The sequence below is a fragment of the Oerskovia douganii genome (assembly GCF_015142735.1).
Classification (GTDB): domain Bacteria; phylum Actinomycetota; class Actinomycetes; order Actinomycetales; family Cellulomonadaceae; genus Oerskovia; species Oerskovia douganii.
This window is the reverse complement of the sequence record NZ_JACSPN010000005.1, coordinates 97,376-112,197: the sequence shown is the minus strand read 5'-3', so window position 1 is coordinate 112,197 and position 14,822 is coordinate 97,376. Positions and strand designations below refer to the sequence as shown.

General features: G+C 76.0%; 8 protein-coding genes and 1 pseudogene. 8 read left to right on the top strand and 1 reads right to left on the bottom strand.

Annotation, left to right across the window (positions count from 1 at the left end; genetic code table 11):
- Positions 1-49 precede the first annotated feature (49 nt).
- Positions 50-4,105, top strand: coding sequence for an SCO7613 C-terminal domain-containing membrane protein (locus H9623_RS05810; protein ID WP_193719118.1), 4,056 nt, complete (start codon positions 50-52; stop codon positions 4,103-4,105).
- Between the two features lie 142 nt (positions 4,106-4,247).
- On the opposite strand, the gene H9623_RS05805 is transcribed toward H9623_RS05810, so the two are convergent.
- Complete coding sequence (locus H9623_RS05805) at positions 4,248-4,721, bottom strand: Lrp/AsnC family transcriptional regulator (protein WP_193719117.1); 474 nt, start codon at positions 4,719-4,721, stop codon at positions 4,248-4,250.
- A 159-nt stretch (positions 4,722-4,880) separates the two neighbouring features.
- On the opposite strand from H9623_RS05805, the gene pdhA reads away from it, so the two are divergent.
- The 7 genes and pseudogenes from pdhA to H9623_RS05770 all read left to right on the top strand — a co-directional run.
- A complete protein-coding gene (pdhA, locus tag H9623_RS05800) occupies positions 4,881-6,089 on the top strand; it encodes a pyruvate dehydrogenase (acetyl-transferring) E1 component subunit alpha (RefSeq protein ID WP_193719116.1) in 1,209 nt (402 codons plus the stop codon).
- Positions 6,086-7,117, top strand: a complete 1,032-nt coding sequence (locus H9623_RS05795) for an alpha-ketoacid dehydrogenase subunit beta (protein WP_193719115.1) — start codon at positions 6,086-6,088, stop codon at positions 7,115-7,117. The genes pdhA and H9623_RS05795 overlap by 4 nt, the downstream gene beginning before the upstream one ends.
- Entirely contained in the window at positions 7,117-8,925 is a 1,809-nt protein-coding gene (locus tag H9623_RS05790; protein WP_193719114.1) for a dihydrolipoamide acetyltransferase family protein, read from the top strand. The genes H9623_RS05795 and H9623_RS05790 overlap by 1 nt, the downstream gene beginning before the upstream one ends.
- A gap of 44 nt (positions 8,926-8,969) precedes the next feature.
- Positions 8,970-10,598: a carboxyl transferase domain-containing protein gene (locus H9623_RS05785; RefSeq protein ID WP_193719192.1), complete on the top strand. Its 1,629-nt coding sequence runs from the start codon at positions 8,970-8,972 to the stop codon at positions 10,596-10,598.
- Between the two features lie 5 nt (positions 10,599-10,603).
- On the top strand, positions 10,604-12,904 hold the full coding sequence (locus tag H9623_RS05780; protein ID WP_193719113.1) for an acetyl/propionyl/methylcrotonyl-CoA carboxylase subunit alpha: 2,301 nt from the start codon (positions 10,604-10,606) through the stop codon (positions 12,902-12,904).
- Positions 12,901-14,082, top strand: a complete 1,182-nt coding sequence (locus H9623_RS05775) for an acyl-CoA dehydrogenase family protein (RefSeq protein ID WP_193719112.1) — start codon at positions 12,901-12,903, stop codon at positions 14,080-14,082. The genes H9623_RS05780 and H9623_RS05775 overlap by 4 nt, the downstream gene beginning before the upstream one ends.
- Positions 14,083-14,202: 120 nt before the next feature.
- Positions 14,203-14,691: pseudogene (locus tag H9623_RS05770) on the top strand (MaoC family dehydratase); the annotation flags it as partial.
- Positions 14,692-14,822: the final 131 nt, after the last annotated feature.

The following is a 14,822-nucleotide window of genomic DNA, read 5'->3' as shown; positions in this document are numbered from 1 at the left end:
CCACCGGACGGGCCCGGTGCCCGTGCGTGGAGTTCGCCATGATGTGCGCATGAGTGAACAGTGGGTCGAGGTCGCGACGACGCGGCTGCGCGACCAGCACGCGTGCCCGGCGTGCGGAGCACACCTGACGTCGGTCCGCTGCTCGGACTGCGGGCTGCTCCTGTCGGGCCCGTGGGCCGTCGAGGTGCTGCGTGCGTCGCGCGAGGCGGCGTTCGCGCTCGAACGGCGGTCGTCCGCCCTGCGGTCGCTGCGTGCGGTCGAGGCGGAGGCCGCGGGCCCCGACCCGGCGCCCCGCCCGCGGTCCGCGCCCGGTGCGGCCACCGCGCCCAGCGCGCTCCCCGGACCCCGACCCGAGCGCCCGGCCCCGCCGGTCGACCCCGGGGCGTCGCGCCCCACCGCACCTCGCCCCACCGCACCGCGCCCGGCGCCGACCGCGCACCCGCGTCGGCCGGCGCCGGGCGGGGCCCCCGTGGCACCCGCCCCGGCGCGGTCCGGGCTGGGCCTCCAGCCCATCCTCGCGAGCGCGGGGGCGGGGCTGCTCGCGGTCGCGACCATCGTCTTCGTCTTCTTCACGCTCGCCGACGACCTCGCGCTCCGCGCGCTCGTCACGGGCGTCGTCACGCTCCTCGCGCTCGCGACCGCGGGCTTCCTGCGGCGACGAGGGATGGGTGCGTCGGCCGAGTCGATCGGCGCGCTCGGCGTCGTGCTGCTGCTCGTCGACGTCGAGCTCGTCCTGAGCGCGAGGCTGCTCGGGGCAGCCGACCCCGCCGTCGTGCGCGGTGTCCTGCTGCTCCTGGTCGCGGGCGGTCTCCTCGCGGCGGGCCTCCGCGTCCGGATGCGGAGCTGGGTCGGCGCGGGGCTCGTCGTCGCCCCCGTCGTGCCCCTGGTCCTCGCCGGGGCGTTCGACGGGCTGACCGGGGCGACCCTCGCGGCGTACGTGGTCGCCCTGCTGGCCTCGTCGCTCGTGACGCTCCTCGACCTGCCCGTCCTGCGGGTCTCGCGCGAGCGGCTCGGGTCGGGTCTGGGCGTGGAGCGGGCACTGCTCGAGGTCGCACGCTTCCTCGCGTTCCCCACCGCGGTCGTCCTGGCGCTCCTCGTGCCACCGGTCCCGGGCATCCCGGGGTGGAGCGGTGCCGCGCTGCTCGTCCTGGCGGCCGCCGGCACGGCCGCGCTGCTCGCCTGGTTCACGTCGCAGCGCGGATGGTGGTGGGCCACGGGAGGGGCGACGGTCCTCGCGGGGGCGCTCCTCGGCGTCGGGTCCCATCCCGCGTGGCTGGGGACGGTGCCCGTGGCCGCGCTGCTGGCCGGCGTGGTGCTGGTGGGCGTCGCGACGCTCGCCAGGGCCTCCGGCCGGACCCTTCCCGCACTCGTGGCCGGGGGCGCGGCCGTGCTCGCCGCGGCCGCGCTGCCCGCCGTGTCGTTCGCGTTCGCGGGCCTGTTCGTGGCGGTCTCGACGATCCGCCCGACGAACCCTGCGTGGTCGTTCACGACCGACCGCCTGACCGAGAGCCCGACGTTCACCGACGCCACGTACACGGCTGGGCTCGTCGGCGTGGTGGCGGCGGTGCTCGCGCTCCTCGGGGTCGCGAGCCTGCGCCTCGGCGGCACCCCCGCACCCGTCGTGCCCGGGACCGCGGCGCCGGGCTCGCCGGAGGTCGCGGCGCCCGCACCCACCAGGGCCGGGCTGGCAGGGACCGCGGCGGGCACCGCGCCCTGGGTCGTCCTCCTCCTGCTGCTGGCGGTCGCCCTGCACCCGGCCTGGGCAGCGGTCACGACCTTCGTCGCGCTCGGCGGCCTGGCGCTCGCCCTGCTGCTCGCCGCGGGCCGCCTCGCGCGGGCGCGCAGGGGCGCGGGGTCCCCGGAGCCGTCGGCCCCGCGGACCCTCCGGTCGCCGGCGACGTGGGGTGCGGCCGCGCTCACGGGCGGTCTCGCCGCGACCGCGCTCACGGCCCTGGTGTCCTGGGCGGCGCGCCCGACCGTGGTCCTGGGCGGCGCCGTCGTGCTCGCGCTGGCGCTGTACGCCCGGCGCGCGGTCCCCGCCCCCGCGCGCCCGTTCCTCGTGGCCGCGGGGTACGCCTACGCGCTGCTCGTGCTCGGGACGACGCTCGACGGTGCGGGGCTCACCGGGATCGAGGCCGTCGCCGTCGTGTCGGTCACGGCCTCGGTCGTCGCGATCGTCGTGACGCGGGTCCGTGCCGTGGGCCAGCCGTCGTGGTGGGCCGTCCTCGTCACGACCTCGGTGCCGTTCCTCCTGGGGGTAGCGACGGTCCTCGAGGAGCGCAGCTGGTGGTCCGCCGCGGCGGCCGCCACGATGCTCGCGCTCGAGGCAGTGCTCGTCCTGACCCGGCGGGCCGAGATGGCCCGCCAGGTGCGCGTGGCCGCGGCGGGGCTCCTGCTCCCGACGGCGTCGGTCGTGCTGGTCTGCCTCGGCGCCGAGGTCGTGCCCGGCAGCGCGTCGCCCGTGGTGCTGCCGCTCGTCGCGATCCTGACCGCGGCCACGGTCGTCGGGGTCCCGGCCGCGCAGGCGCACCTGCGGGCGCGCGGGCTCCCCGGGCGGCACGTGCAGGACGCCGGCACCGCGGTCGAGGTCGGCGTGCTCGTCACGGCTTCGCTCACGGTCCTGCTCGCCCTGGTGCGCGTCGCTGCCGGCCCCGAGACCGCGGCGATCGTGTTCCTCGTCCTCGGGGCGGGGGCCGCGGTCGTCGCGGGGCGCCCGGCCCGTCGCTGGGCCTGGTGGGTCGCGGGCGGGATGTGGGTCTGCGCGCTCTGGTCGCTGCTGGTGCTGCTCGACGTCGGTCTCGTCGAGGCCTACACGGCGCCGCCCGCGCTCGCGGCCGTGGTCGTCGGTGGTCTCCTGGCACGGCGCACGCCCGCGGGCTGGCGCCTCGTGCTGTGCGGGCTCGGGCTGCTCGTGCTGCCCTCGCTGCTCGTGTCGATCCTCGTCCCGGGCGGGGACCCGTGGCGCGACCCTGCGCTCCTGCTGCTGGGCCTGGTCCTCGTCGCGGGCGGCGAGGCGGCCCGCCGGCTCGCGGCCCGCAGCGGTCGCGTCGACCCGGTCTGGGCGGCCGACGCCGCGGCGCACCTCGCGCTCGCCGCGATCCTGTCCTCGGTCGCGGGGCTGGTCGCGGCCCTCCGGTCGACCCAGGACGCGGCGGGGGCCGACCCCACGCAGGTCTACCTCGTCGCGCTCGCCTGGTCCGTCGCGGGGGCTGCGCTCGCGGCGCTCGCGGGGGACCGGCTCGTCGCGGCGGTCGCACCGTGGGGTGTGACGGCACGGCCCGACGGCGCCGCTCCCCGCCCGTTCGCACCGCCCCTGCGCAGGTGGTGGGCCGCGCCCGCGATGGTGCTCGGCGTCGTCGGGCCGGTCGGGGCCGTGGGTGAGAGCTGGACCGTGATCGCTCTCGCGTGGCTCGTGGAGGTCGCGCTCGTCCTGCTCGTGGTGCACACCGTGCGCCGGGCCGTGGCGTCGTCCGGGCCCGGCGAGCTCCGCTGGCCACCCACCTGGTTCGTGTGGCTGCTCGCGCTCACCGCCGCGATCGGGGCGTGGAGCCCGCGCGAGCTGCGGGTCGAGGTCTTCTCGCTGCCCCTCGGTGCCGGCCTGCTGGTCGCCGGGTACCTGGCGTTCGCGGCGACGTCGCGGGCGGCCGCCCGGTCCGGGGACGTCGGCGCCGGAGCGACGGGGACCGGGGGCGTGGCCGGGGACCGGGGCGTGAGCGCGCCGCGGCTCGCCGACTGGCCCGTCGGGTTCGTCGGCTCGTGGCGCACGTTCGCGGTGGGGATCCTGGCGGTGCTCGGGCCCTCGGTCCTCGCGACGTACACCGACGCGCGGACGTGGCGGGCCGTGCTCGTGATCGGGCTGGCGCTCGCGGCCGTGCTGGTCGGGACCCGGTTCCACCTCGCCGCGCCCTTCGTGCTGGGCGTCGTGGTGCTCCCGGTCGAGATCCTCGTGGTGTTCGTGAGCCAGCTCGGCACCGCCATCTCCGCGGGGCCGTGGATGCTCACGCTGACCGCCGCGGGCGGGTTGCTGCTCATCATCGCGGTGTACTACGAGCGCAAGATGTCGTCGTACGACGGGGCGGCGGCGTACCTGCGGGACCTGAGGTAGGGGGCCTGCGTCGGGGGCCGACGGGGAGCCGCTGCGCGAGACGGGTGGTTCGGTCCCAGACGGGTGCCTGGGACGACGGCGGGAGCGCCCGACTCGTGCCGGACCACCCGTCTCGTGACCGCGGTGCTCCCGGCGGCCCGCCCTAGAGCGTCTTGCGCGCCCGCTCGATCAAGGGCCGCACCCGGTAGGGGATGAGCTCGCCCATCGAGAGCGACGTCTCGGTGCGCTCGACCCCGTCGATCGCGAGGATCGCCGCGTCGATGCGGAACAGGTGGTCGGTCGTGCGGCACGCGACCAGGACCCGCAGGTCCGAGGTGCCCGAGCGGCCGTGCGCCTGGAGCACCTCGGGGATCTCCGCGAGCGTCGCCACGATGCGGCCCAGCTCCTTCTGCTTGACCTCGACCTCGATGAACGCCGTCAGGGGGTGGCCCAGGAACTCCGGGCTGATGCGCCGGTCGAAGTCCAGGAACGCTCCGGCCTCCTCGAGGTGGGCCATGCGCGCGTGCACCGTGTTGCGTGAGAGCCGCAGGCGCTCGGCCAGCGCGACGATCGTGCCGCGCGGGTCCTTCGCGAGCGCGACGAGGAGATCGAGGTCGACGGCATCGTAGCTGCGCACATTGTTCAGCCTAGCCGGACATCCGGGAGCAGAGCGCGCAAGGTTTCCGCGATGACTGGAGCCATGTGCGGGGCGGGGCTACGTTCGCGGTATCCGGTGCTCGACGGTGAGCCCCGGGGTGCTCGACGACGAGCACGGGAGCAGACGCGAGGTGACGCGATGACGCCCAGCACAGTCGACAGCCGTGTGGACGGCCGCGCCGGGACGCGGACGACGCAGGACGTCGTCCAGGTGCTCGACGAGGCCGGTGCACGCCACGGATCGGCCGCGCAGGACCGGTGGTTGGAAGGACTCGACGCAGACCCCGCGTCGGCCGTCCGCCTCTACGAGGACATGGTGGTGGTGCGTCGGATCGACGCCGAGGCCACAGCCCTCCAACGGCAGGGAGAGCTCGCGCTCTGGCCCCCGCTGCTGGGGCAGGAGGCCGCGCAGGTCGGCTCGGGCCGGGCGCTGCGTCCCGACGACTTCGTGTTCTCGAGCTATCGCGAGCACGCCGTGGCGTACACGCGAGGTGTCGCGCTCGTCGACCTCGTGCGGGTCTGGCGCGGCGTGACGGCGTCGGGGTGGGACCCGTACGCGGTCAACATGGCGACGCCGCAGGTCATCATCGGCGCCCAGACCCTGCACGCGACGGGCTACGCCATGGGCGTCCAGAACGACGGCGCCGACTCCGTCGCGGTCGCCTACCTGGGGGACGGCGCCATGAGCCAGGGCGACGTCAACGAGGCGTTCGTGTTCGCCGCGACCTACCGGGCGCCCGTGGTGTTCCTCTGCCAGAACAACCAGTGGGCGATCTCGGAGCCCGTGACGCTCCAGTCGCCCGTCCCGCTCGTGGACCGGGCCGGGGGCTTCGGGATCCCCGGCGTACGCGTCGACGGCAACGACGTCCTCGCGGTGCACGCGGTGACGCGCGAGGCCCTCGACCGCGCCCGCACGGGCGGCGGTCCCACGTTCGTCGAGGCCGTGACGTACCGCATGGGCCCGCACACCACGGCCGACGACCCCACGCGCTACCGGGACCCCGCCGAGCTCGAGACCTGGGCCGGGCGCGACCCGATCTCGCGCTACCGGGCCTACCTGACCGACCGTGGGCTGCTGGACGACGCCGAGGAGGAGCGGGTCCAGGGCGTCGCCGACCGGGCTGCGGCCGAGCTGCGCGCCGGGTGCACCGGGCTCCAGGACCCGCCCCCGCTCACGATCTTCGACCACGTGTACGCCGAGCCGCACGCGGCCCTCGCCGGGGAGCGCGCCGCGTACGCGCAGTACCTGGAGGGGTTCGCCGACGCCGACGCGGACAGGGTTGCCGGCACCGACGACGGTGCCGCGGGCACGACCGGCACGGTCGACGAGAAGGAAGGCTCCCGATGACCACCCTCACCCTCGCCAAGGCCCTCAACGCGGGGCTGCGCCGGTCGCTCGCGAACGACGACAAGGTCGTCGTCATGGGCGAGGACGTGGGCCGCCTCGGCGGTGTGTACCGCGTGACCGACGGGCTGCAGAAGGAGTTCGGCCCGCGTCGCGTGCTCGACACGCCGCTCGCCGAGTCGGGCATCCTCGGCACGGCCGTGGGCCTCGCGTACCGCGGCTACCGGCCCGTGTGCGAGATCCAGTTCGACGGGTTCGTGTACGTCGCGTTCGACCAGATCGTGTCGCAGCTCGCCAAGATGCACGCCCGCACGGGCGGTGCCGTGCGCCTGCCGATCACGATCCGCATCCCCGTGGGCGGGGGGCTCGGCGCGGCCGAGCACCACTCGGAGTCGCCCGAGGCGTACTTCGCGCACACCGCAGGCCTGCGCGTCGTGACGGTCGCCGACCCGCAGGACGCGTACACCGTGCTCCAGCAGGCCATCGCGTGCGACGACCCGGTCGTGTTCTTCGAGCCCAAGCGTCGCTACCACCTCAAGGGCGAGGTCAACGAAGCGGCCGACCTCCGCACGGCGCCGCCCATGGACGCGGCGCGCGTCGTCGTGCCCGGGACGGACGTCACGCTCGTGACGTTCGGGTCGCTCGTGACGACGGCGCGCGACGCGGCGGTCGCGGCCGCCGACGAGGGCGTGTCGGTCGAGGTCGTGGACCTGCGCTCGCTGTCGCCGATCGACCACGCGACCGTGGCGGCGTCGGTCCGCAAGACCGGGCACCTGGTCGTCGCGCACGAGGCCCCGCACCAGGCGGGCCTGGGGGCGGAGGTCGCTGCGGCCGCGACCGAGCGCTGCTTCGACCACCTCGAGGCCGCGCCCTTCCGGGTCACGGGGCACGACGTCCCGTACCCGCCCGCGAAGCTCGAGCAGCACCAGGTCCCCGACCTCGACCGGATCCTCGACGGCGTGGACCGCGTCCTGGGGCGCGGGGCGTACACGGCGGCGGGGTATGCGGCGTTCGAGGGGGTGGCACGGTGATGAGCACGCGCGAGTTCCGTCTCCCCGACCTCGGCGAGGGCCTCACCGAGTCCGACCTCGTGAGCTGGCACGTCGCTGCGGGCGACCGGGTCGAGCTCAACCAGGTCATCGCGGAGGTCGAGACCGCCAAGGCGCTCGTCGACCTCCCGTCGCCGTACGCGGGCGTCGTCACGGTCCTGCACGCCGAGCCGGGGCAGACGGTCAACGTCGGGGAGCCGCTCGTCACGTTCGAGGTCCCCGACGAGGCCGGGACGGTCCCGCCCGACGGCGCCGTGCCGACCGGGCGTCCGGCCGGCGGCGGGGAGGACGCCGCCGAGGAGGCACCCCAGCCGAACCTCGTCGGGTACGGCGCGCGACCTGAGCGTGCGGGCCGCCCGGCACGGCGGGCGCGTCGAGGTCCTGCGGGGGCTCCCGCCGAGATCGGGCTCGCCGACGCCGGGGACGACCCGCAGGCGACGACGAGCCCCGTCCCGGCCGGCGACGGTGGACCCGGGAGCGGCCAGGAGGTCCCGGCGGTCACCGCCCAGGACGGAGGCGCGGCCGCCCCGGCCGAGCGCCCCCGCTCGACGCCGCCCGTGCGCCGCCTCGCCAAGCAGCTCGGCGTCCACCTCGAACGGATCGTCGGGACCGGGGCTCGCGGCCTCGTGACCCGCGAGGACGTCCTCGCGGCCGTGAGCTGTGCGCAGGGCGTGGCGCGTGACGGGACGGGGCGCGAGCGCGACGGTGCCCACGGGCTCCCGGGCACCGCCTCGACCGGTCCGGTCGACGAGCAGGGCGGCGGCCACGGCGCCCCCGGTGCCCCCGGCGACCTCGACGACGACGAGTACCCGCCGAGCTCCTCGCGCCGCTCCGGGCCGACGGCCCTGCGCGACCTCCTCGGCCAGTCCGGGCTGGCCCGGGCCGCCGCGCGGCGCACCGGCGGGTTCCCGCCGCCCGAGCCGCGCACCGCGCACGACGCACCGGCGCGCGGGACGGGCGCGACGTCGTCGGGCCGGGCGGGCACCGGTGCCGGCCGCGGGCCGGGGGACCCCGCTGCCCGCGAGACGCGCACCCCCGTGCGCGGCGTGCGCAAGCACACGGCCGCCGCGATGGTCGCGAGCGCGTTCACCGCGCCCCACGCGACCGTGTTCCTCACGGTCGACGTCACGCCCGGCACCGAGCTCCTCGAACGGCTCCGCACCCACCCCCTCGCCCGCGGGACGCGCATCACGGTCCTGGCGCTCGTGGCGCGGGCGCTGTGCGTGGTGCTGCCCCGGCACCCGTCGCTCGCGAGCCGGTGGGAGGACCTGCCGGACGGGAGCGCCGAGATCGTCCACAGCCCGCGCGTGCACCTGGGGATAGCGGTCGCGACCGACCGCGGCCTCGTGGTGCCGCACGTGCCCGACGCGCACAGGCTCGGGCTCACGGGCCTCGCCGAGGCGCTCGCGGACCTCACCGCGACGGCTCGCAGCGGACGCACCGCGCCCGAGCGGCTCACGGGCGGGACCCTCACGATCACCAACGTCGGGGTGTTCGGCGTCGACGCCGGGACGCCGATCCTGGTCCCGGGCGAGGCCGCGATCCTGGGCGTCGGGGCCGTGCGCCGCCGCCCGTGGGAGCACGAGGGGCAGGTCGCGCTGCGCGACGTCGTGACGCTGAGCCTGTCGTTCGACCACCGCGTGGTCGACGGCGAGCAGGGGGCCCGCTTCCTCGCCGAGCTCGGGGCGCTGCTCGCCGACCCGGCGCTCGCGCTGCTGCTCGTGGGCGACCCCGCCGACGCTGCCGACCCCGTCGACCGGGGCGCGCCCTCGACGGGGGGCGCCTCGTGACCGCGACGCTGCCGACCACGCGCCCGCCGGGCGTGGGCGACGTCCTGGGGACGACGGTCGACCCGGCCTCCCCGACCGCCCGGGCCAACGACGCGGCGCAGCGCGCGCTGGTCGCCGGGCTGCGCGAACGCACGGCCCGGGCCGCGCTCGGCGGTCCCGAGCAGTCGCGCGCCCGGCACGTCGCGCGCGGCAAGCTGCTGCCGCGCGAGCGCGTCGAGCACCTGCTCGACGAGGGCAGCCCGTTCCTGGAGGTCGCGCCGCTCGCGGCCGAGGGGCTGGGAGGAGGCGAGTGGCCCGGCGCGGGGGTGATCGCGGGGATCGGCCTGGTCGAGGGGCGGCAGGTCCTGGTCGTGTGCAACGACGCGACCGTCAAGGGCGGCACCTACCACCCGCTCACGGTCAAGAAGCACCTGCGCGCCCAGGAGATCGCGCTCGAGAACCGGCTGCCGTGCATCTACCTGGTCGACTCGGGCGGCGCGTTCCTGCCGCTCCAGGCCGAGGTCTTCCCCGACCGCGACCACTTCGGCCGGATCTTCTACCACCAGGCCCGGCTCTCGGCCGCAGGCATCCCGCAGATCGCGGCCGTCCTGGGATCGTGCACCGCGGGCGGCGCGTACGTGCCCGCGATGAGCGACGAGACCGTGATCGTCCGCAACCAGGGCACGATCTTCCTGGGGGGCCCGCCGCTCGTGAAGGCCGCGATCGGCGAGGTCGTCACGGCCGAGGAGCTGGGCGGCGGCGACATGCACGCGCGGCGCTCGGGCGTCACGGACCACCTCGCCGACGACGACGAGCACGCGCTCGCGATCGTGCGCCGCATCGTCTCGACGCTCCCGCCCGACCCCGCGCCCGCGTGGGCCGTGCAGGCGAGCGCGCCGCCCGCGGTCGGGCAGGACGAGCCCGGCGGACCGGGCGAGAGCCTGTACCGCGCCGTCCCGGTCGACGTCCAGGCGCCCTACGACGCGCGCGAGATCGTCGCGCGGCTCGTCGACGGCAGCGTGTTCCACGAGTTCAAGCGCGAGTACGGCGACACCCTGGTCACGGGGTTCGCGCACCTGCACGGGCACCCCGTGGGGATCGTCGCGAACAACGGGGTGCTGTTCAGCCCGTCGGCCCTCAAGGGCGCGCACTTCGTCGAGCTGTGCGACCAGCGCGGCATCCCGCTCGTGTTCCTGCAGAACATCTCGGGGTTCATGGTCGGCACCGACGCCGAGGCCGGGGGCATCGCCAAGGACGGCGCCAAGATGGTCACGGCCGTCGCGACGACGCGCGTGCCCAGGCTGACCGTCGTGGTCGGCGGGTCGTTCGGGGCGGGCAACTACTCGATGTGCGGGCGCGCGTACTCGCCGCGCTTCCTGTGGTCCTGGCCCGCGAGCCGCATCTCGGTCATGGGCGGCCCGCAGGCCGCGTCGGTGCTCGCGACGGTCAAGGCCGACCAGCTCGCGGCGCGTGGCGAGCGGTGGGCGCCCGACGACGAGGCCGCCTTCCGCGAGGACATCCGCTCGCGCTACGAGGAGCAGGGCGACCCGTACTACGCCACGGCCCGGCTCTGGGACGACGGCGTCATCGACCCCGCCGACACGCGCCGCGTGCTCGGGCTCGCGCTCGACGTGTGCGCCCGCACGCCGCTGGCCCCGACCGAGGGCCCGCGGTTCGGGCTCTTCAGGATGTGAGGGCCATGCTCCCGCTGCGCACCCCCGACGTGTCGGCACCGGCGCGTGCCCCTCACGATCACGATCGTCCTGACGGCCCGCGGCGGCGTCCGTTCGGGACCGTGCTCGTCGCCAACCGCGGCGAGATCGCGTGCCGCATCATCGGCACGCTGCGGCGCCTCGGCATCCGCTCGGTCGCGGTCCACAGCGACGCCGACGCCGGCGCGCGCCACGTGTCCCTCGCCGACGTCGCGGTGCGGATCGGCCCGGCCCCCGCGGCCGAGTCGTACCTGAGCGTGCCCGCGATCATCGACGCGGCCCGCGCGACGGGCGCCGACGCGATCCACCCCGGCTACGGCTTCCTGTCGGAGAACCCCGGGCTCGCACGGGCCTGCGCGGACGCAGGCATCGTGTTCGTCGGGCCGGGCGTCGCTGCGCTCGAAGCGATGGCCGACAAGATCACGGCCAAGGAGATCGTCGCGGCGCGCGGGGTCCCGGTCGTGCCCGGCAGCACGGGGCGCGACCCCGCGACCGGCTCGGCGCTCGACGACGACGCCCTCGCCCGGGCGGCCCTCGACGTCGGTTTCCCCCTGCTGGTCAAGCCCTCCGGCGGCGGCGGCGGCAAGGGCATGCAGGTCGTGACCTCGGCCGAGGACCTCCCGGCCGCGCTCGCGAGCGCCCGACGCGTCGCGACCCGGTCGTTCGGCGACGGCACGCTGCTCGTCGAGCGCCTGGTCGCCCGGCCGCGCCACATCGAGGTGCAGGTGCTCGCGGACTCGCGCGGCGCCGTCGTGCACCTGGGGGAGCGGGAGTGCTCGCTCCAGCGCCGTCACCAGAAGGTGGTCGAGGAGGCGCCGTCGCCGCTGCTCGACGCCGCGACGCGCGCCCGCATCGGGGAGGCCGCGTGCGAGGTCGCGCGCAGCGTCGACTACGAGGGCGCCGGGACCGTCGAGTTCCTCGTCCCGGCCGCCGAGCCGAGCACGTTCTACTTCATCGAGATGAACACGCGCCTGCAGGTCGAGCACCCCGTGACGGAGATGGTCACGGGCCTGGACCTGGTCGAGGCCCAGCTCCGCGTCGCCGCGGGGGAGCCGCTGGGGTTCGCGCAGGAGGACGTGGTCCTGCGCGGCCACGCGATCGAGGCGCGGGTCTACGCCGAGTCCCCGGCCCGCGGGTTCCTGCCCGCGACGGGCGACGTCCTTGCGCTCACCGAGCCCGACGGCGCCGGGTGGCGCCTCGACAGCAGCCTCACCGAGGGCCTGCACGTCGGAGGAGAGTACGACCCGCTGCTCGCGAAGGCCGTCGCGCACGGCGCCGACCGGGCCCAGGCGCTCGACCGGCTCGACCGGCTGCTCGCCGAGACGCTCGTCCTGGGCGTCGACACCAACGTCGGCTTCCTGCGCGCGCTCCTCGCGGACCCCGACGTCCGGGCCGGGGACCTCGACACCGGGCTGATCGAGCGGTTCGTCGCGAGCGGGCGGGTGCCGTCCGACGCGGCGACCGAGGAGGACCTCGTGGCGGTCGCGCTGTTCTCGCTCGCGCGACGCCCCGCACGCGCGTCCGGCCCGTGGGCCGACGACGGCTGGCGGCTCAACGCCTCGCCGCGACCGCACCGGTTCGTGCTGCGCACCGCGGCCGACGAACCCCACGAGGTGACCGTGACGGGCGACGCGAGCGCCGCCGTCGTGCACGTGGACGGGGGACCGCGGCCGGGGGCGGCCCGGCGGGCCGCGCTGACCCCCGCCGTGGGCCACGCGTGGCGGTTCGTCGTGGACGGGACGGGCGAGACCGTGCACCTCGCGGCCGACCCCGACGGGAGCGTCTGGCTCGCGCGCGGCGGCCGGGTGGTCCAGGTCGCCGTCCCCACGCGCGCCGAGCGCCTCGACGTCGCAGCCCGGACCCGCCTCGAAGGTTCCGACCGCACCGCCGGCCCCACGAGCCCCGACGTCCGCGCAGGCATGCCCGGCACGGTCGTGACGGTCGCCGTCGAGGACGGCGAGACCGTCGCCGCGGGCGCCGTCCTCGTGGTCGTCGAGGCCATGAAGATGGAGCACGCCCTGACCGCCCCGCACGCGGGCGTCGTGCGGCTCACGACCCGCCCGGGCGACCTGGTGCGCCGCGACGAGGTCGTCGCGCGCGTCGATCCCTCGCCCGACGGCGCGACGCCCTTCGACCCCTCGCCCGACGGCGCCGCGCCCGTCACCGGGGACGCGTCCGCGGTGGTCGGTCCGCCCGGACAGTCCCCGCCCGAACAGTCCCCGGACGAGCACTCCCAGGCCGGCACCCCGGCCGTCCACGTCACCTCCCACACCCCAGGAGCGCCATGAACACCGAGCTCACCGACGAGCAGCGCAAGCTCAGCGACACCGTGCGCGAGTTCGCGGACACCGTCGTCGCGCCCGCCGCGTACCAGTACGACACCGAGCGCCGCCTGCCGCTCGACATCATCCGCGAGATGGGGGACCTGGGCCTGTTCGGGCTCCCCTTCCCGGTCGAGCACGGCGGCCAGGGCAAGGACTACCTGTCGCTGTGCCTCGCGGTCGAGGCCCTCGCGCGCGTCGACCAGAGCATCGCGGTCACGCTGGAGGCGGGCGTGGGGCTCGGGATCATGCCGATCGTGCGGCACGGGACCGCCGAGCAGCGCGAGCGATGGCTGCCGGACCTGGTCACGGGACGGGCGCTCGCGGCATTCGGGCTGACCGAGGCCGAGGCCGGCTCCGACGCGGGCGCGACGCGCACCACTGCCCGGCACGAGCCCGGACCGGACGGCGGCAGCGTGTGGGTCATCGACGGCAGCAAGCAGTTCATCACCAACTCCGGGACGCCCATCACGAGCGTGGTCACGGTCACCGCGGTCACGGGGCAGGAGACGCGGGCCGACGGGACGGTGAAGAAGGAGCTCTCGTCGATCCTGGTCCCGGCGGGCACCAAGGGGTTCACGGTCGGGCCGTCCTACGACAAGGTCGGGTGGCACACGTCGGACACGCACCCGCTGACGTTCGACGACGTCCGGGTCCCCGCGGAGAACCTCCTGGGCGAGCTGGGCCGCGGGTACGCGAACTTCCTGCACGCCCTCGACGAGGGACGCATCGCGTTCGCGGCGCTCGCCACGGGAGCCGCCCAGGGGTGCTTGGAGGAGGCGCTGCGGTACGCGCGCACGCGCAACGTGTTCGGCCGCGACATCGGGTCCCACCAGCACATCGCGTTCACGCTCTCGCGCATGGCGGCCCGCGTCCACCAGGCGCGGCTCTGCTACTACGACGCGGCGTCGAGGCTCGCGAACGACGTGCCGTTCAAGGTCGAGGCGTCGATCGCGAAGCTCGTGAGCAGCGAGGCCGCCATGGCGAACGCACGCGACGCCGCGCAGATCTTCGGCGGCTACGGCTTCCTCAACGAGAACCCGGTGGCCCGCCACTACCGGGACTCCAAGGTGCTCGAGATCGGGGAGGGGACCACGGAGGTGCAGCTCATGATCATCGCGCGCGGGCTGGGCCTCGAGGCGTGAGCTCTTCGCGGTGCCGAGAACGAGGTTGAGGTCGGCATACCGCCCAGAACGACCGCAACCCCGTTCTCGGCACGAGGGAACCGACGGCACGGGGGAACCGACAGAGGGAAGGAGAGCAGGATGCGGGAGATCACGCAGCGCGGGCTCTACTACGACGAGCTCGAGACCGGGGTGCGCTACGTCCACAGCCCGGGCCGCACGCTCACCGAGGCCGACAACGTCCTGTTCACGACGCTCACCATGAACACGCAGTCGCTCCACCTCGACGCGGCCTGGGCCGCGGGCCAGCCGTTCGGGCAGCGGCTGGTCAACTCGATGCTCACGCTCTCGACGCTCGTCGGGGCCTCGGTCGCGCAGCTCACGCAGGGCACGATCGTCGCCAACCTCGGGTTCGCCGAGGTCGCGTTCCCCCACCCGGTGTTCCACGGCGACACCCTGTACTCCTCGACCGTGGTCCTGGAGAAGCGGCCGTCCGGCTCACGGCCCGGGCAGGGGGTCGTGACGTTCGAGCACCGGGGGCACAACCAGGACGGCGTGCTCGTGGCGCGGGCCGTCCGGTCGACGCTGGTGTGGGCGCGGGCGGCGCACGAGGCGGCCGCCCGGGCGGCGCCCCCCGGGGCCGCGGCGGGCCCGGAGCCCCTGCCTCCCGCGGTGCCCGACGACGACACCCACCCCGTGTGCTCGTCGGGCGGGCACCCGCGGGGAGCGTTCGCGCACGAGGCCCCCGCCACCGCACCGCA